This is a genomic window from Pseudomonas frederiksbergensis (assembly GCF_003732665.1).
Classification (GTDB): Bacteria; Pseudomonadota; Gammaproteobacteria; order Pseudomonadales; family Pseudomonadaceae; genus Aquipseudomonas; species Aquipseudomonas frederiksbergensis_G.
Map to the genome: position 1 here is coordinate 220036 of NZ_MOBP01000004.1, position 23240 is coordinate 243275.

At 60.9% G+C, this 23240-nt stretch carries 22 protein-coding genes; 9 read left to right on the forward strand and 13 right to left on the reverse strand.

The features are described from left to right. Window positions 1-250: 250 nt before the first annotated feature. The 3 genes from BK665_RS07070 to BK665_RS07080 are packed head-to-tail and all read left to right on the forward strand — an operon-like array spanning window position 251 to window position 2289. The gene (locus tag BK665_RS07070; protein ID WP_185076462.1) at window positions 251-1066 is read left to right on the forward strand and encodes an HDOD domain-containing protein; all 816 of its coding nucleotides are present in this window, start codon (window positions 251-253) and stop codon (window positions 1064-1066) included. A gap of 32 nt (window positions 1067-1098) precedes the next feature. Next, window positions 1099-1911 (forward strand): bifunctional DNA-formamidopyrimidine glycosylase/DNA-(apurinic or apyrimidinic site) lyase, encoded by an 813-nt coding sequence (gene mutM, locus BK665_RS07075; RefSeq protein ID WP_123404134.1) that lies wholly within the window; start codon window positions 1099-1101, stop codon window positions 1909-1911. Window positions 1912-1965: 54 nt separating this feature from the next. Continuing rightward, window positions 1966-2289, forward strand: a complete 324-nt coding sequence (locus BK665_RS07080) for a multidrug transporter (protein WP_123404135.1) — start codon at window positions 1966-1968, stop codon at window positions 2287-2289. A 141-nt stretch (window positions 2290-2430) separates the two neighbouring features. On the opposite strand, the gene BK665_RS07085 is transcribed toward BK665_RS07080, so the two are convergent. From BK665_RS07085 to BK665_RS07105, 5 genes are all read right to left on the reverse strand, one after another. Continuing rightward, complete coding sequence (locus BK665_RS07085) at window positions 2431-2682, reverse strand: YfhL family 4Fe-4S dicluster ferredoxin (protein ID WP_048722619.1); 252 nt, start codon at window positions 2680-2682, stop codon at window positions 2431-2433. A 102-nt stretch (window positions 2683-2784) separates the two neighbouring features. Next, the gene (coaD, locus tag BK665_RS07090; RefSeq protein ID WP_007945531.1) at window positions 2785-3264 is read right to left on the reverse strand and encodes a pantetheine-phosphate adenylyltransferase; all 480 of its coding nucleotides are present in this window, start codon (window positions 3262-3264) and stop codon (window positions 2785-2787) included. 115 nt (window positions 3265-3379) lie between these two features. Then, window positions 3380-4975, reverse strand: coding sequence for a GMC family oxidoreductase (locus BK665_RS07095; RefSeq protein WP_123404137.1), 1596 nt, complete (start codon window positions 4973-4975; stop codon window positions 3380-3382). A gap of 131 nt (window positions 4976-5106) precedes the next feature. Then, entirely contained in the window at window positions 5107-5652 is a 546-nt protein-coding gene (locus BK665_RS07100) for a twin-arginine translocation pathway signal protein (protein WP_123404139.1), read from the reverse strand. A gap of 28 nt (window positions 5653-5680) precedes the next feature. Continuing rightward, a complete protein-coding gene (locus BK665_RS07105; RefSeq protein WP_123404141.1) occupies window positions 5681-7111 on the reverse strand; it encodes a coniferyl aldehyde dehydrogenase in 1431 nt (476 codons plus the stop codon). 137 nt (window positions 7112-7248) lie between these two features. Between BK665_RS07105 and BK665_RS07110 the strand changes: the two genes are divergently transcribed. Together BK665_RS07110 and BK665_RS07115 are read left to right on the forward strand one after the other, a co-directional pair. Beyond that, complete coding sequence (locus BK665_RS07110) at window positions 7249-7920, forward strand: TetR/AcrR family transcriptional regulator (RefSeq protein ID WP_123404143.1); 672 nt, start codon at window positions 7249-7251, stop codon at window positions 7918-7920. Window positions 7921-7953: 33 nt separating this feature from the next. Then, the gene (locus BK665_RS07115; RefSeq protein ID WP_123404145.1) at window positions 7954-8808 is read left to right on the forward strand and encodes a sulfurtransferase; all 855 of its coding nucleotides are present in this window, start codon (window positions 7954-7956) and stop codon (window positions 8806-8808) included. Between the two features lie 166 nt (window positions 8809-8974). Here the strand turns inward: BK665_RS07115 and BK665_RS07120 are convergent, their stop codons facing one another. From BK665_RS07120 to BK665_RS07155, 8 genes are all read right to left on the reverse strand, one after another. Next, the gene (locus BK665_RS07120; RefSeq protein WP_123404147.1) at window positions 8975-9805 is read right to left on the reverse strand and encodes an AraC family transcriptional regulator; all 831 of its coding nucleotides are present in this window, start codon (window positions 9803-9805) and stop codon (window positions 8975-8977) included. Window positions 9806-9808: 3 nt separating this feature from the next. After that, complete coding sequence (locus tag BK665_RS07125) at window positions 9809-10807, reverse strand: hydrolase (RefSeq protein ID WP_123404149.1); 999 nt, start codon at window positions 10805-10807, stop codon at window positions 9809-9811. 73 nt (window positions 10808-10880) lie between these two features. Beyond that, window positions 10881-12332 carry a M16 family metallopeptidase gene (locus tag BK665_RS07130; protein ID WP_123404151.1) on the reverse strand — a complete coding sequence of 484 codons (1452 nt, stop codon included), beginning with the start codon at window positions 12330-12332 and terminating at the stop codon, window positions 10881-10883. Next, window positions 12325-13671: a M16 family metallopeptidase gene (locus BK665_RS07135; RefSeq protein ID WP_123404153.1), complete on the reverse strand. Its 1347-nt coding sequence runs from the start codon at window positions 13669-13671 to the stop codon at window positions 12325-12327. The genes BK665_RS07130 and BK665_RS07135 overlap by 8 nt, the downstream gene beginning before the upstream one ends. 141 nt (window positions 13672-13812) lie before the next feature. Further along, entirely contained in the window at window positions 13813-15051 is a 1239-nt protein-coding gene (locus BK665_RS07140) for a M16 family metallopeptidase (RefSeq protein WP_185076454.1), read from the reverse strand. Window positions 15052-15207: 156 nt separating this feature from the next. After that, a complete protein-coding gene (gene rsmD, locus BK665_RS07145; protein WP_123404157.1) occupies window positions 15208-15807 on the reverse strand; it encodes a 16S rRNA (guanine(966)-N(2))-methyltransferase RsmD in 600 nt (199 codons plus the stop codon). Next, complete coding sequence (locus BK665_RS07150; RefSeq protein WP_123404159.1) at window positions 15807-17297, reverse strand: M16 family metallopeptidase; 1491 nt, start codon at window positions 17295-17297, stop codon at window positions 15807-15809. Before BK665_RS07150 ends, rsmD begins: the two co-directional genes overlap by 1 nt. Next, complete coding sequence (locus tag BK665_RS07155; protein ID WP_123404161.1) at window positions 17290-18645, reverse strand: M16 family metallopeptidase; 1356 nt, start codon at window positions 18643-18645, stop codon at window positions 17290-17292. The genes BK665_RS07150 and BK665_RS07155 overlap by 8 nt, the downstream gene beginning before the upstream one ends. Window positions 18646-18988: 343 nt before the next feature. On the opposite strand from BK665_RS07155, the gene ftsY reads away from it, so the two are divergent. From ftsY to rpoH, 4 genes are all read left to right on the forward strand, one after another. Beyond that, window positions 18989-20482, forward strand: coding sequence for a signal recognition particle-docking protein FtsY (ftsY, locus tag BK665_RS07165; protein ID WP_123404163.1), 1494 nt, complete (start codon window positions 18989-18991; stop codon window positions 20480-20482). After that, window positions 20479-21150, forward strand: coding sequence for a cell division ATP-binding protein FtsE (gene ftsE, locus BK665_RS07170; RefSeq protein WP_054044439.1), 672 nt, complete (start codon window positions 20479-20481; stop codon window positions 21148-21150). Before ftsY ends, ftsE begins: the two co-directional genes overlap by 4 nt. Further along, window positions 21147-22169, forward strand: coding sequence for a permease-like cell division protein FtsX (gene ftsX, locus BK665_RS07175; RefSeq protein WP_123404165.1), 1023 nt, complete (start codon window positions 21147-21149; stop codon window positions 22167-22169). The genes ftsE and ftsX overlap by 4 nt, the downstream gene beginning before the upstream one ends. Before the next feature lie 113 nt (window positions 22170-22282). Next, entirely contained in the window at window positions 22283-23137 is an 855-nt protein-coding gene (rpoH, locus tag BK665_RS07180) for an RNA polymerase sigma factor RpoH (protein ID WP_003176698.1), read from the forward strand. Window positions 23138-23240: the final 103 nt, after the last annotated feature.

Here is a 23240-nt window from a genome sequence, read left to right on the forward strand (position 1 = left end):
GGGCAAGCCGCGCTCCCACAGGTTTTGTGTCGTACGCAATTTCCGCGACCAACACAAAACCCGTAGGAGCGAGGCTTGCCCGCGAAAGCGATGTTGAATGCAACGCCGACATGAAACTTTGTCCAAAAGGCCAGCCAAGGTGTCGGATCCAACTTTATAAGGGTTAGAATCGGCGCCTGTCCCAGAGTGTGTACTTATGTCCCAAGAGCTGAGTTCCGAACAGATTCAACAGTCCCTGCAAGGCATCAGCGTGCCGCCCCAGCCGCAGATCATGGTGGATCTGCAGATGGAGCAGTACATGCCCGATCCGGACCTGGAAGTGATCGCGAAGCTGATCGCCCAGGACCCGGGCCTCTCCGGGGCGTTGCTGAAGATCGTCAACTCGCCGTATTACGGCTTGACCAACAAGATCGCCTCGATCCAGCGTGCGGTGAACCTGTTGGGCAGCCGCTCGATCATCAACCTGATCAACGCGCAGTCGATCAAGGGCGAGATGAACGACGACACCATCGTCACCCTGAACCGGTTCTGGGACACGGCTCAGGATGTGGCGATGACCTGCCTGACCCTGGCCAAGCGCATTGGCTCCCAGGCCGGCGACGAGGCGTATGCGCTGGGCCTGTTCCACGACTGCGGCGTGCCGCTGATGCTCAAGCGCTTCCCCGACTACATGAAAACCCTGGAAGAGGCTTACGCTAACGCCAGTCCCGAAAACCGTGTCGTCGATACCGAAAACCGCGTGTTCAACACCAACCATGCCGTGGTCGGGTACTACACCGCCAAGTCCTGGCGCCTGCCGGAACACATCACGGCCGCCATCGCCAATCATCACAATGCCCTGGCGATCTTCACCGATGAGTCCTCGCGCAATACGCAGCTGAAAAACCTGCTGTCGATCCTGAAAATGGCCGAACACATCTGCGCGTCGTACCGGGTGCTGGGCAACCAGAACGAAGACCACGAATGGAACAGCGTCGGGCCGTTGGTGCTCGATTACGTCGGCCTCTCGGACTATGACTTCGAAACCCTCAAGCAAACGATTCGCGACCTCGGCGCTCATCACTGAGACCTTGATCAGCGTTTGGATTCGAGAGCACCATGCCTGAACTGCCAGAAGTCGAAACCACCCGCCGGGGTATCGCCCCGCACCTTGAGGGCCAGCGGGTCAGCCGGGTCATCGTGCGTGAGCGGCGCCTGCGCTGGCCGATTCCCGAAGACCTGGACGTACGCCTGTCCGGCCAGCGCATCGTGCTGGTGGAGCGGCGGGCCAAGTACCTTTTGATCAATGCCGAAGTCGGCACGCTGATCAGCCATTTGGGGATGTCGGGCAACCTGCGGCTGGTGGAGGTCGGTTCGCCGGCGGCCAAGCATGAGCATGTGGATATCGAACTGGAATCCGGCCTGGCCCTGCGCTACACCGACCCACGGCGATTTGGCGCGATGCTCTGGAGCCTCGACCCGCTCAATCACGAATTGCTGATTCGCCTGGGGCCGGAGCCGTTGACCGACCTGTTCGACGGCGAGCGTTTGTTCCAGCAGTCCCGTGGGCGCTCCATGGCGGTCAAGCCGTTCATCATGGACAACGCGGTGGTGGTGGGCGTCGGCAACATCTATGCGACGGAAGCCTTGTTCGCCGCCGGCATCGACCCGCGCCGGGAAGCCAAGAGCATTTCCCGGGCGCGTTACCTGAAACTCGCGATCGAGATCAAACGCATCCTCGCCCATGCCATCGAGCGCGGCGGTACGACGCTGCGAGACTTTATCGGTGGCGACGGTCAGCCGGGTTATTTCCAGCAGGAACTGTTCGTCTACGGCCGTGGCAGCGAGCCGTGCAAAGTCTGCGGCACGGAGTTGCGTAGCGTGACGCTGGGCCAGCGCGCCAGCGTCTTTTGCCCGCGCTGCCAGAGCTGATACGCGCAACGGTCTATAGTCAGTGTTCTCACTGCCTAGCCGAAGGACCGTGCCATGAATTCGTTTCGAACCTTTGTCGTTATCTTGCTGCTGAGCGTCGGCCTGCCGGCGCTGGCGGCTGAAAACGGCAGCGGCGACCCGCGCTACACCATCCAGAACCCACCGGCCTACGCCATGATCGGCGACTTGCTGATTGCCCGACCCTTACTGGTCGCGGCGACGGTGATTGGTGCGGGAGTGTTTGTGGTGTCGCTGCCATTTACCGCGTTGGGTGGTGGGGTGGGCGATGCGGGGCAGGCGTTGGTGGTCGATCCGGCGAAAGCCGCGTTTGTGCGGTGCCTGGGGTGTGTCGGGGAAGGGTTTGAGCAGCGGGAGTGAATCAGTTGGATTTTCGGTGGGGCGGATGACGCCTTCGCGAGCAAGCCCGCTCCCACATTGGATCTGTGATCGACGCAGATCCAATGTGGGAGCGGGCTTGCTCGCGAAGAGGCCCGAACAAACACTGCAAAAATGTCTGACTCAAGCCTTGCCGGTAATGACCCGATACTTCGCCATCAACTGTTCTTCAGTCTCCGGATGCGCCTCGTCCAGCGGGATGCAATCCACCGGGCAGACCTGTTGGCACTGCGGCTCGTCGTAGTGGCCGACGCACTGGGTGCAGAGGTTCGGGTCGATCACGTAGATCTCTTCGCCTTGGGAAATGGCGGCGTTCGGGCACTCGGGTTCGCAGACGTCGCAGTTGATGCAATCGTCGGTGATGATCAGGGACATGCTAACTCCAGCCGGGGCGGCAGGCCCGGGCGCAATAAACCAATGCGCGCAATTGTGCCGCATTGGCGCCCGCAGTGCACGCGGGCGCCGCTTGAGCGGTCGTTACTTCTTGAAGCGTTCGGTGAGGGCGTCCGCCACCGCTGGGTGGACAAACTTGGTGATATCGCCGCCCAGGGCCGCGATTTCACGGACCAGCGTCGAGGAAATGAACGAATAACGCTCGGAAGGCGTAAGAAACAGACTTTCCACATCCGGCGCCAATTGGCGGTTCATGTTGGCCAGCTGGAATTCGTATTCGAAGTCCGACACCGCGCGCAAACCACGCAGGAACACGTTGGCATTCTTCTCTTTGGCGAAGTGCGCCAGCAGCGTCGAGAAGCCGACGACTTCCACGTTGGGCAGATGTTTAGTGACCTCGCGGGCCAGCTCCACACGCTGTTCCAGGGGAAACAACGGGTTTTTCTTCGGGCTGGCAGCGACGGCGATGATCACGTGATCGAACAGGCGCGCGGCGCGTTCGACCAGATCGCCATGGCCCTTGGTAATAGGGTCGAATGTACCTGGGTACAACACTCGGTTCATCGCGTCGTCCTGGCGGGAGTCCGTTGGGGACTCGGATGGTATCGCAGCCTTCCCGGTCGGGAAAGTCGCCTTTTCGGTAAGAAAGCACTATAGACGATGGGAATTGGGCGGTTTTTCATGGGTTTTTCAGGCGATCAGCCAAAGCTGTCGCCAGTTGCGCCGTCAGCCCGTACACCGACAACTGCGGGTTTGCACCAATGCTGGTGGGGAACAGCGAGCCATCGTGGATCGACAGATTGCTGAGCTGATGATGTCGGCCCAGGCTGTCGGTCACGGCGTTTTTCGGGTCCTCACCCATTGCGCAACCGCCCATCACATGGGCACTGCCCAGCCGCGTGCGATACAGCTCAAGGCTCAAGCCATCGATCAGACTGCGGGCCTCGGCGATGGTTTTGACGTAACGCGCATCGGCATGCATCGGCATCACCGCTTTGGCGCCGCCGGCGAACTGGATCTCGGCCATGCTGTGGAACGCCCGGCGCAAACCGTCCCAGGCGTAGGGTGACACCTGGTAGTCGAGCACCGGCGTGCCGTCGCCGCGCAACTCGACACTGCCGCCGGGGCTCTCCGGGTGGAAACCGTCCCGCAGCAACGCCAGCATCGCGTGGGTGTGGGGCAGGTTTTCCATGTGTTGCGAGTTTTCTTTACCGAAGCCGCCGAGCAAAGTCGCCGCCAACGCCGGTTGCAGCGGCGGGACTTCGAGCTTGTAGGACATTTTGCCGGTGGTGCCGTCCCGCCATTGGAAATGGTCGGAGTAGATCGACTGCGGCGCGCCATAGAACGGGTTGATCACCTCGTCGAACAGCCCGGCGGACATGTTCACCAAATGCAGGAACGTGCGGGTGCCCAGGCGTTTGTGCGGGTCTGGCGCATCGGAACGCAGCAACAGCGCCGGGCTGTTGATCCCGCCGCCGGCCAGCACGTAATGCCGCGCCTTGACCGTGATGCTGCGACCGGTGGGCGCGACGCAACGCTCGTCCATCGCCACGCAATTCAGGCCGATGACCTTGCCATCCTTGATCGAGAGTTTCTCGGCGCGGGCCAGGTACAGCAACTCGCCGCCCTTTTCCAGGGTCGCCGGAATGGTGGTGACCATCATCGATTGCTTGGCGTTGGTCGGGCAGCCCATGCCGCAGTAGCCGAGGTTCCAGCAGCCGCGCACGTTACGCGGGATCACGTGCCAGCTATAACCGAGTTGTTCGCAGCCTTTGCGGATCACGTCGTTATTGGCATTGGGCGGCACCAGCCACGGTGCGACGCCCAGACGTTGTTCCATTTTCTCGAACCACGGCGCCATCTCGGCCGGGCTGTGACCTTTGACGTTGTGTTCCTTGGCCCAGTGTTCCAGGGTCGGGTCCGGGGTGCGAAAGCTCGAGGTCCAGTTGATCAGCGTGGTGCCGCCCACTGCGCGGCCCTGGAGGATGGTGATCGCGCCGTCCTTGCTCATGCGGCCGATGCCTTCCTGATAGAGGCTGGCGTAGGCCTGGTCTTCGAGCATCTTGAAGTCGCTGCTGGTCTTGAGCGGGCCTTCTTCGATCAGCAGCACCTTGTAGCCGGCGGCGCTGAGGATTTCGGCGGTGGTGCCACCGCCGGCACCGCTGCCGATGATGGCGACGTCCGTTTCGAGGGTCAGGTCCTGGGTCAACTGCGCGCCGTTGTAGGTTTTCCAGCCACGGGCCAGGCCTTCGCGGAACGGATCGGGTACGGGCATGTTCAGGTTCTCTTGTTATTTTGGATTCGGTGGTGAGGCGGCTGGCGCCTTCGCGGGCAAGCCTCGCTCCTACAGGGGAACGCGCAGCCTTTGTAGGAGCGAGGCTTGCCCGCGAAGGGCGCGACTCGGTCTCAAACCGTAGGCGGCCCGGGATACCCGCAATGCGCCCAGGATTCCGAGCGGCTGTACCACGCCATCATCACCAGTTGCAGCAATGAGCTATGCCCCATGCGCAGCAAGCTCAAGGAACTGTTTGCCCAACGATCAAGGAAGTGCCGGATCTCGTCGGCGGAGGTATTTTCCCAACTGCCCCAGATTCCAGTCAGCGGCCCACGGGTCACGGCCATCCCCAGTACATCGAACAATTGCCGGGTCAGCTTGAGCATTTCCGGGGACAGGTGATTGAGGCCGTTATCCAAAGTTTTCAGGGTGCCATCGACGGCGGACGGCATGTTTGCGGCAGCCACGGCGCCGTCGAGCATCACCGGGATCAGCGCCCGCAAAAACAGCAGGTCGCCGCTGCGCAGAATCGCGAAGCCGTCAGCGGAAATACTGGCGGAACAACCACTGAGGCTGGCGCCCAATCCCGCCGTGGCGAGAAAGGCGCTGGCGCCGAGGCTGAACTTGAGCAGGCCGCGCCGTGACAGCGCGGGGGTATCGGACAGGCTTGGGCTCATTATTGTTATTACCCGACGGTGAGCAGCGTTAACGGATAAACAGCTTCTGGATCAGTTTCTGGATCGTTTTGCCGTAGGGTGGATAGATCAACTTCGCCGCGTTGAAACGTTGTTTGATCAGCACACCCTTGGCTTTACTGAACGTGAGGAAGCCTTCGTGGCCGTGGTAATGGCCCATGCCCGAGGCGCCGATACCGCCGAAGGGCATGTCGTCCTGGGCCACGTGCAGCAGCGTGTCGTTCAGGCACACGCCGCCGGAATGGGTTTCGTGGAGCACGCGGTTTTGCTCGCGTTTGTCGTAGCCGAAGTAGTACAGCGCCAGCGGACGAGGTCGTTGATTGATGTAGGCAAACGCCTGGTCCAGGTCGTTGTACGGCACGATCGGCAGCAGCGGGCCGAAGATTTCGTCCTGCATCACCGTCATGTCGTCGCTGACATTCAACAGCAGGCTATGGCCCATGCGCCGGCCCTGGCCCTGGTCGAACAGCGGAATCAGCAGCGCGCCCTTGCTGGTGGCGTCGCTGAGGTAGCCGTTGAGCCGCGCCAGTTGTCGGTCATTGATGATGGCGGTGTAGTCCGGGTTGTCGGCCAGTGTCGGATAAAACCCGCGAACCGCGTGGCGATAGGCTTCGACGAAGGCGCCGATACGCTCTTCCGGCACCAGCACGTAGTCCGGGGCGACGCAGGTTTGACCGGCGTTGAGGGTCTTGCCGAAGGCGATGCGTTCGGCGGCGTCCTTGAGCGGTACGTCCCGGGAGACGATGGCCGGGGACTTGCCGCCCAGTTCCAGGGTCACCGGGGTCAGGTTCTCCGCCGCTGCGCGCATTACGTGTTTGCCGATACTGGTGGCGCCGGTGAACAGCAAGTGATCGAAACGCAGGCGGGAGAACGCGACGCCGACATCGGCTTCGCCCAGCACCACGCAGACCAGGTCCGCCGGAAAGATCCGCGCCAGCAGTTCCTTGAGCAGCGCCCCGGTGGCGGGGGTGGATTCGCTGAGTTTGAGCATCACCCGATTACCCGCCGCCAACGCCCCCACCAATGGCCCGATGGCCAGGTACAGCGGGTAGTTCCAGGGCACGATCACACCGACCACGCCCAAGGGTTGATAAACCACTTTGGCTGAAGCGGGTTGAAAGGCGATGCCGACCTTGCGCCGCGACGGTTTCATCCAGCCCTTGAGGTGCTGGCTGGCGTAATGAATACCGTGCAGGCTGGGCATCAGCTCGGCGAGCAGGGTTTCATCGGCGCTGCGGTGGCTGAAATCCTGGCTGATGGCGTCGATCAATGCCTGCCGTTCACTGCTCAACAAGTCCCGCAAAGCTTTCAGCCATTGCTGGCGCTGGGCCGCCGGCGGCATCGGGTTGGCGGCGTAGGCAGCCCGTTGTGCCTCGAACAAGGCCTGGAGCTCGTCCAAAGGCTGCTGTAGGTTCTGCAGGTAGGCGATGTCGGCAGTCATGGTCGGCTCCGGATTTATTGTAATGAAAGGCTTTTTAGAGTCTATGCTCTAGAAAGTCAAATGACAGCGTTGTTTTATCCTCCCCCGGATAGGCCGTAAGATGCTCCGTCATCGCACTCTGAATTAAAGCTCAAGCCATGGCCCCACGGATCAAAACCAGCGAGCGCATCGTGCAGAACAGCCTGGAGCTGTTCAATCAGCAGGGTGAACGCAGCATCAGCACCAACCACATCGCTGCCCACATGGAAATTTCCCCGGGCAACCTGTACTACCACTTCCCCAACAAGCAGGCGATCATCGCCGTGTTGTTCAGTGAGTACGAAACCCTGGTAGACAGCTTCCTGCGTCCACCCCAGGGCCGCGCCGCCACCGTTGAAGACAAGCGCTATTACCTTAAAGAGCTGCTGTCGGCGATGTGGCGCTACCGATTCTTGCACCGCGACCTCGAGCACTTGCTGGAAAGCGACCCGGACCTGGCGGCCCGTTACCGACGCTTTTCCCAGCGCTGCGTGATCCAGGGCACCGCGATCTATGTCGGCTTCGTCGAGGCCGGCATCCTCAACATGGATCGCGTGCAGATCGAATCCCTGACCATCAATGCCTGGATCATCCTCACGTCCTGGGTGCGTTTCCTGTGCACCACGCGGGAAAACTCCAATCACCTGAGCGAACAGGCGATCAAGCGTGGCGTGTATCAAGTGCTGGTGCTGGAAGCGGGTTTTGTCACCGATCAGGCGCGGGAAGAGGTGAACGCCCTGTTCGAAGAGTTTTACGTGCCGCTGGCCCAAGCCCTGGAAGAAGTGCAGTAGGATCAGACACCGACTTAAGCACAGGAGCCCGTTATGCCCATTGCGCAACTGATCAGCCCGCAAGCGTTGGACCTGAAAAAGGAGCAGCCGGGGCTGGTGATTCTGGATTGTCGTTTCGCCCTCGAAGACCCGGACTACGGTCAACGCAGCTACTCGGAAGGGCATATCGCCGGGGCAAGTTTTGCTGATCTTGAACGAGATCTCAGCGGGACCGTGGTCAAGGGTGTGACCGGGCGTCATCCGTTGCCGGAACCCGAAGTCTTGATCGAGCGCCTGCAAGCCTGGGGCATCAACCCTGACAGCGAAGTGGTTCTGTACGACGACGGTCCCGGTGCCTTCGCGGCGCGGGCCTGGTGGTTGCTGGCCTGGTTGGGCAAGCGTGATGGCGTGTTTATCCTCGATGGCGGGCTCAAGGCGTGGCACGCGGCGGGGTTACCGTTGAGTCTCGATGCGTCTTCGGTGATTCGTGGCACGTTCAGCGGCACGCCGGATGCTGCGTTGCTGCTCAGCGCCGAACAACTGCAGCAACGTCTCGGCCAACCCGCGCTGACCCTGCTCGACGCCCGCGCGTTGCCACGCTTCAAGGGCGAAGTGGAACCCATCGACCCGATTGCCGGGCACATCCCCGGCGCCCAGTGCGCGGCGTTCACCGACAACCTGGGCAGTGACGGACGTTTCCTGCCGGCCGACCAACTCAAGCAGCGTTTTGCCGCGAAACTGGGTGATCGCTCGCCGACAGAGTTGGTGGCGTATTGCGGCTCCGGCGTGACGGCTTGCCACAACCTGTTTGCGCTGTGCCTGGCGGGGTATCCGTTGGCGGCGTTGTATGCGGGGTCGTGGAGCGAGTGGATTAATGAGCCGGCGCGAGGCATCGCCACCGGCGAATAACCACGATCCAATGACAACCCAATGTGGGAGCGGGCTTGCTCGCGAATGCGGTGTGTCATTCAGCAATGATGTTGACTGACCGCGAATGCGGTGTGTCATTCAGCAATGATGTTGACTGACACACCGCATTCGCGAGCAAGCCCGCTCCCACAAGGGTTATTGGGTGTCAGAACAACCGGGCACTGCGATACGCCCCCGGCCCAACCCCATACACCTGCTTGAACTGCCGGCTCAGATGACTCTGATCGGCAAACCCCAATTGCGTCGCGACTTCCAGCGGCAAGCAGCCACCCTGTAACAAGGCCCGCGCCCGGGCGATGCGTTGTTGCATCAGCCAAGTGTGCGGCGGCATGCCGGTGGCGCGGCGGAACACCCGGGCGAAGTGGAAGGGCGACAGGTTCACCGCGCTGGCCAGTTCTTCCAGTGACGGTGGCGCCGCCAGTTGCGAGTGCAGCAAGTCCTTGGCGAGGGTCACCGCCCGGTGTTCCTTGCCGGGTTTGCCGGCAATCGGTATGGCGGCGTGACGTTGCAGCAGCGACAGCATCATTTCCCGCCACACCGTTTGCTGTTGCAACGCCGTGGACGGGCTCTCCAGCAAACGGTGCAACTGGCAGAAACCCTTCACCAGATCCGCGTCGCGATACAGCGTGGCGCCGAACGCCGGCAATTCATTGGTGGGCAATTCCAGTTCGGCCAAAAGCGAAAGAATCTGCCCGCTATCGGGATAAAACGCCCGGTACAACCAGCCGTCCTCCGTACCTTTATGTCCGGTATGCAGTTCATCAGGGTTGATCAACACCAGGGTGCCGCTGCCCGCCAGGTGTTCGGCGCCGCGATACCGATAGCGCTGGGCGCCGGCCATGATCATGCCGATCACGTAGCCGTCATGCACATGGGGCGCAAAGCGGTGTTCGATGTAGCGCGCCGACAACAACTCGACCCCGGCCAGCGGTGCCGTTTGCCAGAAGCGGATCGACTCGCCTTGATCGACGTCCATGGCCTACTTGCGACCCGCAGCGGCCAGCCATCGGGGAATGCGCCGTTCCAGGTAATAACCCGGTTGCCGGAACGAACCGTCGACGAAACCGACATGCCCGCCCTTGGCCTGCAATTCGAATTGGGTACTGGCGGACAACTCGCTGGCGTCGGGCAGGCTGTGAGGAAAGACGAAGGGGTCGTCGGCGGCCTGGATGATCAAGGTCGGCGTGCGAATTTCCCCGAGGAAATAACGACTCGAAGCGCGACGATAGTAATCCTCGGCGTCGACAAAACCATTCAGCGGTGCGGTGACCCGGCCATCGAAATCCCAGAAGGTGCGCATGTTCTCCAGCGAACCCAACGCCGCCAATGCCGCCAGGCCATCCTCGCGCCCGTCATGCTGGAATTGCCGTTGTTTGTTCTTGATGTAGGCCACCATTTCGCGCATGAAGTGCGCCTGATAGACCTTGGAAAACCCTTTGCCGATCCGGTCGGCGCACTGATCGAGACGAAACGGCACCGACACCGCCACCGCGCCCAGCACACCGCTGGCGCTACCGGTTTCGCCCAAGTGCTTGAGCAGCACGTTGCCGCCCAGGGAATAACCCACGGCATACAGCGGCGCGAGGGGGCGTTTGGCTTTCAGGTGTTTGATGGCTTCGGCCAGGTCTTCACTGGCGCCGGAGTGGTAGCTGCGGGGCAACAGGTTCGGTTCCCCCGAGCAACCGCGCCAGTTCAGCGCGACGCTGGCCCAACCCTGATCGCTGAGGACTTTTTGCAGGCCGGCGACATAGGGCGAATTCGACGAGCCGGTCAGCCCGTGCAGCACCAGCACCAACGGCGCATCGGCGGTGTGCGGGCCGTGCCAGTCGAGGTCGAGGAAGTCGCCATCGTCGAGCCAGAGCCGTTCGCGCGTGCGATCGATGTGCGTGGTTTTACGCCATAGCGGGCCCCACAAGGTTTGCAAGTGCGGGTTGCCGAGGCCGAAGGCCGGGGTGAAGCGTTCGCTGGGCTGGAGCACGGTGGTTCTCTAAAAGGTAAAACGTCGGCGGCGGGGCCGCAAAGCCTGACCCTGCCACCTATGTCCAATGAAACTAACTTGCCACAATCTCCGGCTCGGCGCGACACATGCGCTGAGCCGCGTCGCTGATCGGCAGGGGTAGCGGCTGCTGTTCCACCGTCGGGCCGACGGTCACCACCGACCATTGCTCAGGGTCGAAGTGTCGGTTCATGGCTGCTTTGACTTGCTCAACGGTCAAGCCTTGGGCCTGCTCGACGGAAAAATCCAGGTCCAGCGGCAGGTCGAATTGGTTGATGTTGACCAGTCGCCCCAGAATCTGTGCATTGCTGGCGCTGGTCAGCGCGGCGGTGCTGCGCAGGTGGCGCAGGGCATCATCGAGTTCCTCTTGGGTCGGACCGGTTTGCAAGTAGTCGCGATACATCGACTGCACGAGCTTCACTACACCGTCACTGAACTGCGGGCTGGTTTTCAGTTGAATGATCGCCGTACCGCCGCCCTTCCTGAGCGTGGTCTTCAGTTGTACGGTATAGGTCAGCCCGCGTTTTTCTCTCAACTGCGTCATCAACCGGGAAGAGAGTTTCTGCCCACCGAAAATCTGGTGGCCCACGGTCAGCGCCACGTAATCGGCATGTTGGCGCGACACGCCGAGTTGACCGAGCAGGATGTGCGTCTGGTTCAAGGAGCGCTCGATATGCCGCGACGGCGCATCGCCTGGATGGCGCGCCACAGGAGGCACCGGCACCTGTCGGGAGCCCGGCGGTAGCGCGGCGAACACCTGCACGCTCATGGCCTGGGCTTGTTCCATCGTCAGGTCGCCGACCAGCGTGATTTGCGCATCGGCCGCGGTATAGGCTTGCCGATGAAATGCCTGGACTTGATCGCGAGTGATGGCGGCCACGCTGGTTTCTGTGCCGAAGACCGGTTGGGCGTAGGGATGTCCCGGCATCAGCAAATCATTCATGGCGTGGGCGGATTGCGCTTCAGGGTCTTGTTGTTGGTTCTTGATAATAGCGGCCAGCTCTTTCTTGACGTGGCCCAGCGCGGAGTTGGTCAGCAGGGGTTCGCCGAGTATCTGGGTAAACAGTTGCAGCGCCGGGTCGCTATTTTCACTGACGGCCAGGCTGCGCAAGGAAAACGAAACCTGATCCTGATCGATGTTCATATCGTATTTGGCGCCCAGGCCATCAAAGGTTTCGGTGATCGCCGCCAGGTCCTTGCCCGGCACGCCCTCGTTGAGCAGGCTGAACGTCGCCGCCGCCAGCCCAGGATGTCTGCCGTCCAGCGCGCTGCCGGCGGGGAAGCTGACATGCAGGTCGAACATCGGCAGTTCCGGGGTGCGGATAAACAGCACTTTGCCGCCGGCCGGTGATTTCCAGCCGTGGATATTTAACGCGCGGGCGACTGCCGGCTGCTCCTCCAGCTCGGCCAGAGATTGCAAGCGTGGGGGCTCGGCGCCGGCAAACACCAGGCAACCTTGCAAGCCACTGATCAATAACAACAGCACCGCGCAGGTGAACTTATTCATGGCTTTTCTCCACGTGGACATGGGCAATGCTGAGGCGTTGGCGGGTCAGGTAGGTGATCGCGGCGTTCTGGATATCGGCGGGGGTCACCCGGCTCAGCTCTTGGGTGTCCTGTTCCATCTGGCGCCAGGAAAGCCCGATGCTCTCCAGTGCGCCGAGGTTATCCGCCTGGGTTTCGATGGCGTCGCGGTCGTAAACCTGCCGGGCGATCAATTGAGTGCGGGCGCGCTCCAGCTCGGTGGCCTCGGGCGGTGTGGTCTTGAGCTCATCCAGCAACGCCCAGATGCGCGCCTGGGCTTGATCCAGGGTTTCCGGGCGATGGAGATTGAGCTGGGCAGTAAGGGTGAAAAGGCTGTCGCCGCGATACACAGCGTTGTAGTCGGAGGCGATGGCAGAAAACAGCCGGTCGGTGAATTGCAGGCGTTTCGGCAGGCGTGCGCTGGTGGAGCCGGCCAGCAAGGTGTTTAGCAACCTTAAGGCATGTACCGAACGGCGATCTTCAGCGGAGGCCAGGCTCGGGACGTTGAACGACAGGATCAGCCGGGGGGCCGGGATTGCCTGGTGCAGGGTGATTTTCCGTTCGCCGGGCTCGGCCAGTTCCAGTGGCTGCGTCACGACGGCAAACGACTTGGCCGGCAGCACCCCGAAGTAGCGCTCGGCCAGGGGTTTGACCTTGTCCAGGGTGACGTCGCCGACAATCACCAGCGTAGCGTTACCGGGGGCGTAGCGGGTTTGATACCAATGGCGCAGGTCGTCGGCTTTCAGGCGTTGCAGGTCATGCATCCAGCCAATGACCGGCGCGCCATAACTGCTGGCGGGGTGGGCGATGCGCTTGAGGCGCTCGTGGGCGATCGCATCTGGATCATCGTCGGTGCGCAGTCGGCGTTCCTGCTGGATGACGGCCAGTTCCGGAATGAAATCCTCGGCGCGTAGCGTCGCCGTGGACATCATGTCAGCCATCAGCTCGAAAGCGACCCCCAGTTGGTGGGGTTGCAAGGTCTGGTAGTAGGTGGTCACGTCCCTGTCGGTAAAGGCGTTATGGGTCGCCCCCAGTTTGTCCAGAATGGCCGAGGCTTCACCGGCGCAGGTCTTGCTGCTGCCCTTGTAGAGCATATGTTCCAGGGCATGGGACAGGCCGGATTGTCCCGGCGGCTCGTCGCTGGAACCGACCTTGAACCAGAGTTGCGAGGTCACCACCGGCGCGCGATGGTCCTCGCGAACCACGACCTTGAGGCCATTGTTCAGCGTGAATTCGTGGGTGGGTGGTGTGGAATCTGCGATTGCCAGAATCGGTAGCAACAAGCAGCCAAAAAGCAGCATGGCGCTGCGGGGCGTGTTCATCCTTGAACGTCCTCAGTGGTTTGACGAAAAATCGTTAACCAGGATGAACGTTTGACGAAAGAAAAGTGCGGTAACTATGTACCGCACTTCAAAGGTTCTTTTGCGAGAGGCTGCCAGAGCATCCGCAATCACCTGGCCGTTTTACTTGTCCATCGGGAAAACATGCCCGACGGTGGCCCGCTCACGGGTAAGCCACATCTGCGCGGTCGATTGGATATCGGCCGGGGTAACGTTGCCTAATTGTTCCAGTTCAACGTCCAACAATTGCCGTGGGCAGCCGTTGGTGATCAGTTGGCCGATGGTCCTGGAGGCTCCTTCAAGACGGTCGATACGTTGCCCGGCATTGGCGCTGGCGGTCTGGATCGCGGGCTCGATCTCCTCGGTGGTGAACAACGTGCTTTTCACCTCATCCAGCCACGCCCAGAAATCAGCTTCCGCGGTCTGAGCTTCGCCTTCGAAGTAAAAGGCGAAGCTGAATCGAGAATCGCCGCGCATGAATTGCGGGTGGTTAGCGAAAGTGTGCGCAGGATTGAACCCTGGGGTAACCAGACGTTGCGGCGCTGCGTTAGTCAGCAGCGATGTCATGACCTGCAAGGCCCTGGCGGATTGCACGTCGGTGTTGGTGGCGAGACTCGGCACGTTGAAGACCACTAACATCAGGGGATGTTGAGTTTCCAGTTGCTGAGTAAGTTGGCGATAACCAGGGGCTGGTGGTGTTACGGAGAAATCACGGTATGGGACATCAGCCTGGGTGATCACCCCAAAGTGTTCTTCGGCGAGTGGCTTGACTTCATCCGGCGTAATGTCGCCCGTGACAACCAATACTGCATTGGCGGGCACGTACCAGTCGTTGCGCCACTGTTGGATTTGGTCCAGTGTCAGTTGTTCGAGACTCTGAGTCAGTTCATCCGGGGTAGAGTAATACCGGGTTCCTATTTCGATAAGCGCTTCCAGTTTTGAGCCGAAGGTAACAGCGGAGACAAAGTTTGAAGTTCGCCGGCTTATTGCCAGCTCATTCTCTTGATGCTGCTGGAATACGTCATCTTGCGGTGCTCTCATCATCATCGCGGCCTGGAGCTTGAACGCTGTATCCAGGTGTTCCCGGGGCAGCGATAACTGGTGAGTCATAGAGTCTTCGCCCCAGTGGGTCAGAAAATCGCCACCCAGCTCCTTTACGACTGCTTGCTCGTCGTTATTGAGCAGCGCTTGTGTAACAACGGAACTCAATCCCCGCTCTTGCGGTTCTTCATAAAAAGCGCCTACGCCATAAGTGACGGCGGAGCAAAACGCCGGCTTGCGATGATCCTGGCGTACAACGACTTTCAAGCCATTGTCGAGGGTGAATTCAGTAGTTACAGAGTTGTTAGTTGTAGTATTCATCCGATAAGGGCCCTTTGCGTCCATGCGAGTTAGTTCGCGGAGGCAAGAGTGACTTAATTGTTGGCGGAGGAGCTACAGTTGAAATATTGCTGTATGCAACAAACTTAAAGGACGCCCGGACAAGTGTTAGTTGTCCGGGTACGTTTCAATGAGTTATTAGATGCTGCGCTGCCACAACGCGTAGTAAACCCGCCCGGACTTCTGCTCCCGGTGCAGGCGCCAGTTACCCGGCAAGCCCAGCACCGACGGTGCGTTTTCGCTTTCGGTATAAACCCAGGCGTCATCGGCCAGCCACTGACGCTCTTCGAGCAAAGCGCAAACGCCGGGCAACAGGTTCTGGTTGAACGGTGGGTCGAGGAACACCACGTCGTAGGCCGTCGCTGGCTGGATTTCCAGGTAGCGCAAGGCATCGGCGGTCTGGACCTGGCCGGTGGTGCAGCGCAGGGTGCCCAAATGTTCCTTGATGCTGGACACCGCGATGTTGCTCGCGTCTAGCGCCTGACCCATGGCCGCGCCACGGGACAGTGCTTCGAGGAACAGCGCGCCGCTACCCGCGAACGGGTCCAGCACCTTGGCCCCGGCGATGTACGGCGCGAGCCAGTTGAACAGGGTTTCACGCACCCGGTCCGGGGTCGGGCGCAGGCCCGGCGCGTCAGGGAAGCTCAGCTTACGGCTGCCCCATTCACCGCCGATGATGCGCAATTGATTCACGCCGTTGTGCACGTTGTGAACGGGTTTTTTCGGGCGAGTGGCCATTAATGCTCCGGAACCCCGAGCGGCTGCTCGGCGGGTTTATCAGATGGGGCCGGTAACGGCTTTTGCGGCACGGTCGGGCCAGCGGTGACGATGACCATTTTGTCCGTGCTCAGGTGTTTGTTCAGTGCGTTTTTCACCTGCTCGACCGCCAGGCTCTGGGACTGCTGCATGAAGTCCTCAAGATAGGTCAGCGGCAGGTTGTAGAAACCCATGGCGCCGAGCTGGCCGACGATATCGGCGTTGCTGGCGGTGGACAGCGGGAAGCTGCCGGCCAGCTCACGCTTGGCGTCGTCGAGTTCTTTCTGGGTCGGGCCGGCTTTAAGGTAATCGGCGAGCACGTCCTGCACCAGTTTCAGGGTGCCTTCGCTCATTTCGGCGCGGGTCTGCAGGTTGATCATGAACGGACCGCGAGCCTGCATCGGCGTGAAGCCCGAATAGATGCCGTAAGTCAGACCACGCTTCTCGCGCACTTCACTCATCAGCCGGGTGCCGAAGCCACCGCCGCCAAGGATCTGGTTGCCCATGGACAGTGCCGCGTAATCCGGATCATCACGGTCGATGCCCAGTTGCGCGAGCATCAGGTTGGTCTGCTTGGACGGGAACTCGATGTGGCCAACGCTCGCCTTCGGTTCAACCGGTTGCGGGATCTTCGCCAGGGCCGGGCCTTTCGGTAGGGCGCTGGAGACTTGCGCGGCAATCGCCTCGGCTTCGGCGCGGGACAGATCGCCCACCAGAGCAATCACCACGTTGCCGGCGGCGTAGGCTTTTTCGTGAAAAGCGCGCAATTGGGCGAGGGTGATCGCCGGAACGGTTTTCGCCGTGCCGTCGCTGGAGCTGGCGTAAGGATGATCGCCGTACAGACGCTTCATCAGCTCGATGCCAGCCAGTTTGCCGGGGCTCTGCTTCTGGTATTCGAAACCGGCGAGCATCTGGTTCTTGATCCGTGCGAACGAATCGGCAGGGAAAGTCGGTTTCCCGATGACGTCCGAGAACAGCTTCAAGGCCGGTTCGCGTTTATCCGCGGCGCTCAAACTGCGCAGCGAGGCGATGGCCATGTCCTTATAGGCACCGTTGCCGAAGTCCGCGCCCAGGCCTTCAAAACCCTGGGCGATGGCGCCGACATCTTTGCCCGCCACGCCTTCGTTAAGCATGGCGTTGGTCAGCAGGGCCAGGCCCGGCGCGTTGCCGTCCTGACTGCTGCCGGCGGCAAAGATCAGGCGCATGTCGAACATCGGCAGTTCATGGGCTTCGACAAACATCACCTTGGCGCCTTCGGCGGTGTTCCAGGTCTGCACGTCCATGTTGCGATGGCTCGGGGCCTTGCCGTCGAGTTCGGCCAGGGACTGCAACTTCTGGGTGTCCTTGGCCTTATCGAGGGCTTCGCTGGCCTTGGAGTCGTCGGGGCGCAGCAGGTACACGGTGGCCGAGCCGATCAATGCCACCAGGATCAGTCCGATTAGCGCCAGGCGCGGTTTTTTACGCTCACTCATGAGTCGTCTCCTGTGGCAGTACATGGGCGACGCTGAGACGTTCGCGGGTGAAATACAGCTTGGCGGCTTTCTGGATGTCGTCGGGGGTGACGCTTTCCAGGTCGGCGAGTTCGGTGTCCATCAGCTTCCACGACAGGCCGACGGTTTCCAGTTGGCCGATGGCGGTGGCCTGGCTGGTGATCGAGTCACGCTCGTAGACCAGGCCGGCAATCACCTGGGCCCGCACACGCTCCAGCTCTTCAGCCGATGGCGCGGTGGTTTTCAGTTGTTCGAGCAGCTTCCACAGACCGGCTTCCGCCTGGGCCATGGTTTTCTTTTTCTGGGTGTTCGGGGTGGCCGACAAGGTGAACAGGCTGTCGCCACGGGTGTAGGCGTCGTAGCTCGACGAACCACCGGACACCAGCTCTTCGCCGCGCTCCAGTTGGGTCGGGATACGTCCGCTGTAGCCGCCGTCAAGCAGGGCCGAGATCAGGCGCAAGGCGTTTACCGAACGCTTGTCTTCGGCGGTGGCGATGCTCGGCACGTTGAAGGCCAGCATCAGGCTCGGCAGTTGAGTCTGAACGTGCAGGGTAATCTGCCGTTCCCCGGGCTCGGCCAGTTCCAGCGGGATTTTCGCCGGTGGCACGTCACGCTTGGCGATCGGGCCGAAGTAACGCTGGGCCAAAGCTTTGACTTCATCCGGGGTCACGTCGCCGACCACCACCAGAGTGGCGTTGTTCGGCACGTACCAGGATTTGTACCAGTTGCGCAGTTCCTCGATCTTCATGCGGTCGAGGTCCGCCATCCAGCCGATGGTCGGCGTGTGATAACCGCTGGCTGGGTAAGCCATGGCCTTGAAGCGTTCGTAGGCTTTGGACATCGGCTTGTCGTCGGTACGCAGGCGACGTTCTTCCTTAATAACCTCGATCTCGCGGCTGAACTCGTCGGCCGGCAGTTTCAGGTTGGCCATGCGGTCGGCTTCGAGTTCGAAGGCCACACCCAGGCGATCCCGGGCCAGTACTTGGTAATAGGCGGTGAAGTCGTCGCTGGTGAAGGCGTTCTCTTCGGCGCCGAGGTCGCGCAGGATCAACGACGCTTCGCCGGGGCCGACTTTCTCGCTGCCCTTGAACATCATGTGTTCCAAGGCGTGGGACAGACCGGTCTGGCCTGGGGTCTCGTAGCTGGAGCCGACCTTGTACCAGACCTGGGACACCACCACCGGCGCACGATGGTCTTCGCGCACGACGACCTTCAAGCCGTTGTCGAGGGTGAATTCGTGGGTGGGTTGTGGATCGGCAGCCAGGGCCGAGAGGGGCAGACAAACTGTGCTGAGCAGCAGGCCTGCGGCGCGGCGGGCTAGAGCATTCATACGTTTTTAAACCTGTTGAGCGGCCCGCTTGTTCTTAGCGTCAGCGGGCGAGAGGGTGCTAGGATACTGATCCGTTTTACTGGCGGCCACGCCTGTGAGCCTTTTATCGGTCCGCAGGTTGTATGGGTTCTCGGCAGAAGCTTTGAGTTTGTCAGCTAAACTCTGCGTTTTCGCCGACGATGCCGGTCCAGTCCTTCGTATTAGTCGACCTTTGAGGTGCCGTTGGCACTTCGACAAATTGTTGCGCGTGAACAAGCTGGGTCAATCGCAGTCTGTTCTGCATCGAATATTTATTTGCCGGGGCGCCCTTTGGCGCGTCGCTACCGTGAGATAGCCGTCCTCCATGTTTGGTTCCAACGACGACAAGAAGACCCCAGCTGCGGCTGGCGAGAAGAAAAGCCTGTTCGGATGGCTGCGCAAAAAGCCGCAGGAAACCGTCGTCGAACAGCCACAGCCCACTCCTGAGCCCATTCCCGCACCGGTAATAGAAGAAGAGCCGGCGCCAATTGTCCTGCCGAATGCCGAGCCGGTGTTGCAATCGGTGGTTGAGGCTGAACCTGAAGTCGTGGCCGAGTTGCCGCTGACGCCAGCCGCTGAGCCGTGGCTGACTTTGCCGGTTGCGGAAGAACCGGTGGCGTTGGTTGAAGACGAACAGGCACCGCACGTTACGCCGCCGATTCCAGCGCCGATTGCGTTTACGCCTGAGCCGGTGGTTGAGCCGATGGTCGCGCCCGTTTTCGTGGCCGAGCCTGAGCCGGTTATTGTGCCAGAGCCAGAAGTGCCGGCCTTCATCGCGCCCGTTGCACCGATTGTTCAAGCGCCGGCGCCGGTTGTCGCTCCTGTTGTCGAAGCCCCTGTCGCCCTCGTCGAAACCCCAGCCGAGCCGCCGCGCACCGAAGAAACCAAGGCCGGTTTCTTCGCCCGTCTCAAGCAAGGCCTGTCCAAGACCAGCGCCAGTATCGGCGAAGGCATGGCCAGCCTGTTTCTGGGTCGCAAGACCATCGATGACGAACTGCTCGAAGACATCGAAACCCGCCTGCTGACCGCCGACGTTGGCGTCGAGGCGACTTCGGTGATCATTCAGCGCCTGACCCAGAAAGTTGCGCGCAAAGAACTTGCCGATGCCGACGCACTGTACAAATCCCTGCAAGCGGAATTGGCAGCGATGCTCAAACCCGTCGAGCAGCCGCTGAAAATCACCTCGCAGAACAAGCCTTTTGTGATTCTGGTCGTCGGCGTCAACGGCGCCGGCAAGACCACCACCATCGGCAAACTGGCGAAGAAGCTGCAACTGGAAGGCAAGAAAGTCATGCTCGCCGCCGGTGACACCTTCCGCGCCGCCGCCGTGGAGCAATTGCAAGTCTGGGGTGAGCGCAACAAGATCCCGGTGATCGCCCAGCACACCGGCGCCGATTCGGCTTCGGTAATCTTCGATGCCGTGCAGGCCGCCAAGGCCCGGGGCATCGATGTGCTGATCGCTGACACCGCCGGTCGACTGCACACCAAAGACAACCTGATGGAAGAATTGAAGAAGGTGCGCCGGGTGATCAGCAAGCTCGACGCCGACGCGCCCCACGAAGTGCTGTTGGTGCTCGACGCCGGCACCGGCCAGAACGCCATCAACCAGGCCAAGCAGTTCAACCAGACTGTGCAACTGACGGGCCTGGCGTTGACCAAGCTCGACGGCACCGCCAAGGGTGGGGTGATTTTCGCCCTGGCCAAGCAGTTTGGCCTGCCGATTCGCTACATCGGCGTCGGTGAAGGCATCGACGACTTGCGTACCTTTGAAGCAGAACCCTTTGTCCAGGCATTGTTTGCCGAGCGGGAGCGTTCATGATTCGTTTCGAACAGGTCGGTAAGCGCTACCCGAACGGTCACGTCGGCTTGCATGAGCTGAGCTTTCGAGTCCGTCGGGGCGAATTCTTGTTTGTCACCGGCCATTCCGGCGCCGGTAAAAGCACCTTGTTGCGCCTGTTGCTGGCCATGGAGCGCCCAACCACCGGCAAACTGCTGCTGGCCGGGCAAGACCTGGGCACCATCAGCAACGCGCAAATTCCGTACCTGCGGCGGCAGATTGGCGTGGTGTTCCAGAATCACCAGTTGCTGTTTGATCGCACGGTGTTCAACAACGTTGCGTTGCCGTTGCAGATCCTCGGCCTGTCCAAGCCCGAGATCGCCAAGCGCGTGGATTCGGCCCTGGAGCGCGTGGCGCTCTCGGACAAAACCGATCTGTACCCCGGCGACCTGTCCACCGGTCAGCAACAGCGCGTCGGCATTGCCCGCGCCATCGTCCATCGCCCGGCCCTGCTGCTGGCGGACGAACCGACCGGTAACCTTGACCCGCGCCTGGCGGCCGAAATCATGGGCGTGTTCGAAGACATCAACCGTCTGGGCACCAGCGTACTGATCGCCAGTCACGACCTGGCGCTGATCGCCCGCATGCGCCACCGCATGCTGACCTTGCAACGCGGCCGCTTGATCGGCGACGGGGAGGCTGGCGTATGAGTGCGACACGCAGCCCCAAGGTTTCCGAGCGCGTGGCCCCGAAGGCTGCCGATCCGCAACCGCAAAAGAAAAAGCGCGATGACGACGACGGCCCGGATTTCGCCACGCTGCTGCGCGCCTGGATCGAAAGCCATCGCGCCAGTCTGTTGGACAGCCTGCGCCGATTGGGCAAGCAACCGATCGGCAGCTTCTTCACCTGCATGGTGATGGCGGTGGCCCTGAGTTTGCCGATGGGGCTGTCACTTTTGCTGAATAACGTCGAGCGACTGGGCGGGTCCTGGCAGCGTGCGGCGCAGATTTCCCTTTATCTGCAACTTGACGCCAGCCCGGAGCAGGGTGAGTCGTTGCGTGAACAGATCAAAGGCATGCCCGGCGTTGCTGATGCCGAATATGTCGGTCGCGATCAGGCGCTGGAAGAATTCCAGCAACAGTCCGGTTTGGGCGAGGCGCTCAAGGAGCTGCCGGAAAACCCGCTGCCGGGCGTCGTGCTGGTGACGCCGAAGGAAGTCGACAAGCCGACCCTTGAAGCATTAAGACAAAAACTTTCCGAGCTGCCGAAGGTACAGCAGGCACAACTTGATCTAGTCTGGGTCGAGCGTCTGGCCGCCATCCTCAAGCTGGGTGACCGGTTTGTCTTCGGTCTGACCGTGCTTTTGGTGTCTGCATTACTTTTGGTGATAGGCAATACCATTCGTCTTCATATTGAAAACCGCCGCACAGAGATAGAAGTGATTAAACTCGTCGGCGGCACGGACAGCTATGTGCGCAGGCCCTTTCTGTATATGGGCGCGTTATATGGCTTCGGTGCGGGGATTCTGTCCTGGGGCGTTTTGGCGTTCGGCCTGAACTGGCTGAACGACGCAGTGGTTGGTTTGGCCGGCTTGTACGGCAGTAATTTTGCGCTGGCCGGAGTGCCAGTTGCCGATGGTCTGTCGCTCTTGCTTGGTGCGGTGCTGTTGGGTTATATCGGTGCATGGATTGCAGTCGCTCGTCATCTCAGGGAGTTGGCGCCGAAGTAGTATCTTTTTGCGCGTATTGACCTTTCGGTTTTTATGGGAACTTGTCCAACGGTTTCCGGTCAATTTTCGCAGTGCTGAACTGCACGAGTTATGTAAGTCGGAGGTTTTTTCGTATGACCACTTCTTTGCAACCTGCTTATGCTCTGGTCCCAGGCGCAAACCTGGAGGCGTATGTGCACACGGTGAACAGCATTCCATTGCTGACGCCGGAGCAGGAGCGTGAACTGGCCGAGAGTCTCTATTATGAGCAGGATTTGGGGGCGGCTCGGCAGATGGTGCTCGCCCACCTGCGTTTTGTCGTACACATTGCCCGTAGCTATTCCGGCTACGGCCTGGCCCAGGCTGACCTGATCCAGGAAGGCAACGTCGGCCTGATGAAGGCCGTCAAGCGCTTCAACCCGGAAATGGGTGTGCGCCTGGTTTCGTTCGCTGTGCACTGGATCAAGGCGGAAATCCACGAGTTCATCCTGCGCAACTGGCGCATTGTGAAAGTCGCGACCACCAAGGCCCAGCGCAAGCTGTTCTTCAACCTGCGCAGCCAGAAGAAACGTCTGGCGTGGCTGAACAACGAGGAAGTCCACCGTGTGGCGGAAAGCCTCGGCGTAGAGCCGCGGGAAGTGCGCGAGATGGAAAGTCGCCTGACCGGCCATGACATGGCCTTCGACCCGGCCGCGGAAGCGGACGACGACAGCGCCTTCCAATCGCCGGCCAACTATCTGGAAGACCACCGGTACGACCCGGCCCGTCAACTGGAAGATGCCGACTGGAGTGACAACTCCAACCACAACCTGCACGAAGCGCTGGAAGTGCTGGACGACCGCAGCCGTGACATCCTCTACCAGCGCTGGCTGGCAGAAGAAAAAGCCACGCTGCACGACCTGGCGCAGAAGTACAACGTGTCGGCCGAGCGTATTCGTCAGCTCGAGAAGAGCGCGATGAACAAGCTCAAGTTGTCGATCGCCGCCTAACCGGCGCACCGGCAATAAAAAACGCCCCGATCAGCGATGATCGGGGCGTTTTTGTTTCTATGCTCAGTACATAACCCTGTGGGAGCGGGCTTGCTCGCGAATG

What these genes read in the sequence shown, in the direction of transcription:
- mutM (WP_123404134.1), top strand. Translation starts at nt 1,099, where the DNA reads ATGCCTGAACTGCCAGAAGTCGAAACCACCCGCCGGGGTATCGCCCCG.
- BK665_RS07080 (WP_123404135.1), top strand. Translation starts at nt 1,966, where the DNA reads ATGAATTCGTTTCGAACCTTTGTCGTTATCTTGCTGCTGAGCGTCGGC.
- BK665_RS07085 (WP_048722619.1), bottom strand. Translation starts at nt 2,682, where the DNA reads ATGTCCCTGATCATCACCGACGATTGCATCAACTGCGACGTCTGCGAA.
- coaD (WP_007945531.1), bottom strand. Translation starts at nt 3,264, where the DNA reads ATGAACCGAGTGTTGTACCCAGGTACATTCGACCCTATTACCAAGGGC.
- BK665_RS07095 (WP_123404137.1), bottom strand. Translation starts at nt 4,975, where the DNA reads ATGCCCGTACCCGATCCGTTCCGCGAAGGCCTGGCCCGTGGCTGGAAA.
- BK665_RS07100 (WP_123404139.1), bottom strand. Translation starts at nt 5,652, where the DNA reads ATGAGCCCAAGCCTGTCCGATACCCCCGCGCTGTCACGGCGCGGCCTG.
- BK665_RS07105 (WP_123404141.1), bottom strand. Translation starts at nt 7,111, where the DNA reads ATGACTGCCGACATCGCCTACCTGCAGAACCTACAGCAGCCTTTGGAC.
- BK665_RS07110 (WP_123404143.1), top strand. Translation starts at nt 7,249, where the DNA reads ATGGCCCCACGGATCAAAACCAGCGAGCGCATCGTGCAGAACAGCCTG.
- BK665_RS07115 (WP_123404145.1), top strand. Translation starts at nt 7,954, where the DNA reads ATGCCCATTGCGCAACTGATCAGCCCGCAAGCGTTGGACCTGAAAAAG.
- BK665_RS07120 (WP_123404147.1), bottom strand. Translation starts at nt 9,805, where the DNA reads ATGGACGTCGATCAAGGCGAGTCGATCCGCTTCTGGCAAACGGCACCG.
- BK665_RS07130 (WP_123404151.1), bottom strand. Translation starts at nt 12,332, where the DNA reads ATGAATAAGTTCACCTGCGCGGTGCTGTTGTTATTGATCAGTGGCTTG.
- BK665_RS07135 (WP_123404153.1), bottom strand. Translation starts at nt 13,671, where the DNA reads ATGAACACGCCCCGCAGCGCCATGCTGCTTTTTGGCTGCTTGTTGCTA.
- BK665_RS07140 (WP_185076454.1), bottom strand. Translation starts at nt 15,051, where the DNA reads ATGAATACTACAACTAACAACTCTGTAACTACTGAATTCACCCTCGAC.
- rsmD (WP_123404157.1), bottom strand. Translation starts at nt 15,807, where the DNA reads ATGGCCACTCGCCCGAAAAAACCCGTTCACAACGTGCACAACGGCGTG.
- BK665_RS07150 (WP_123404159.1), bottom strand. Translation starts at nt 17,297, where the DNA reads ATGAGTGAGCGTAAAAAACCGCGCCTGGCGCTAATCGGACTGATCCTG.
- BK665_RS07155 (WP_123404161.1), bottom strand. Translation starts at nt 18,645, where the DNA reads ATGAATGCTCTAGCCCGCCGCGCCGCAGGCCTGCTGCTCAGCACAGTT.
- ftsY (WP_123404163.1), top strand. Translation starts at nt 18,989, where the DNA reads ATGTTTGGTTCCAACGACGACAAGAAGACCCCAGCTGCGGCTGGCGAG.
- ftsE (WP_054044439.1), top strand. Translation starts at nt 20,479, where the DNA reads ATGATTCGTTTCGAACAGGTCGGTAAGCGCTACCCGAACGGTCACGTC.
- ftsX (WP_123404165.1), top strand. Translation starts at nt 21,147, where the DNA reads ATGAGTGCGACACGCAGCCCCAAGGTTTCCGAGCGCGTGGCCCCGAAG.
- rpoH (WP_003176698.1), top strand. Translation starts at nt 22,283, where the DNA reads ATGACCACTTCTTTGCAACCTGCTTATGCTCTGGTCCCAGGCGCAAAC.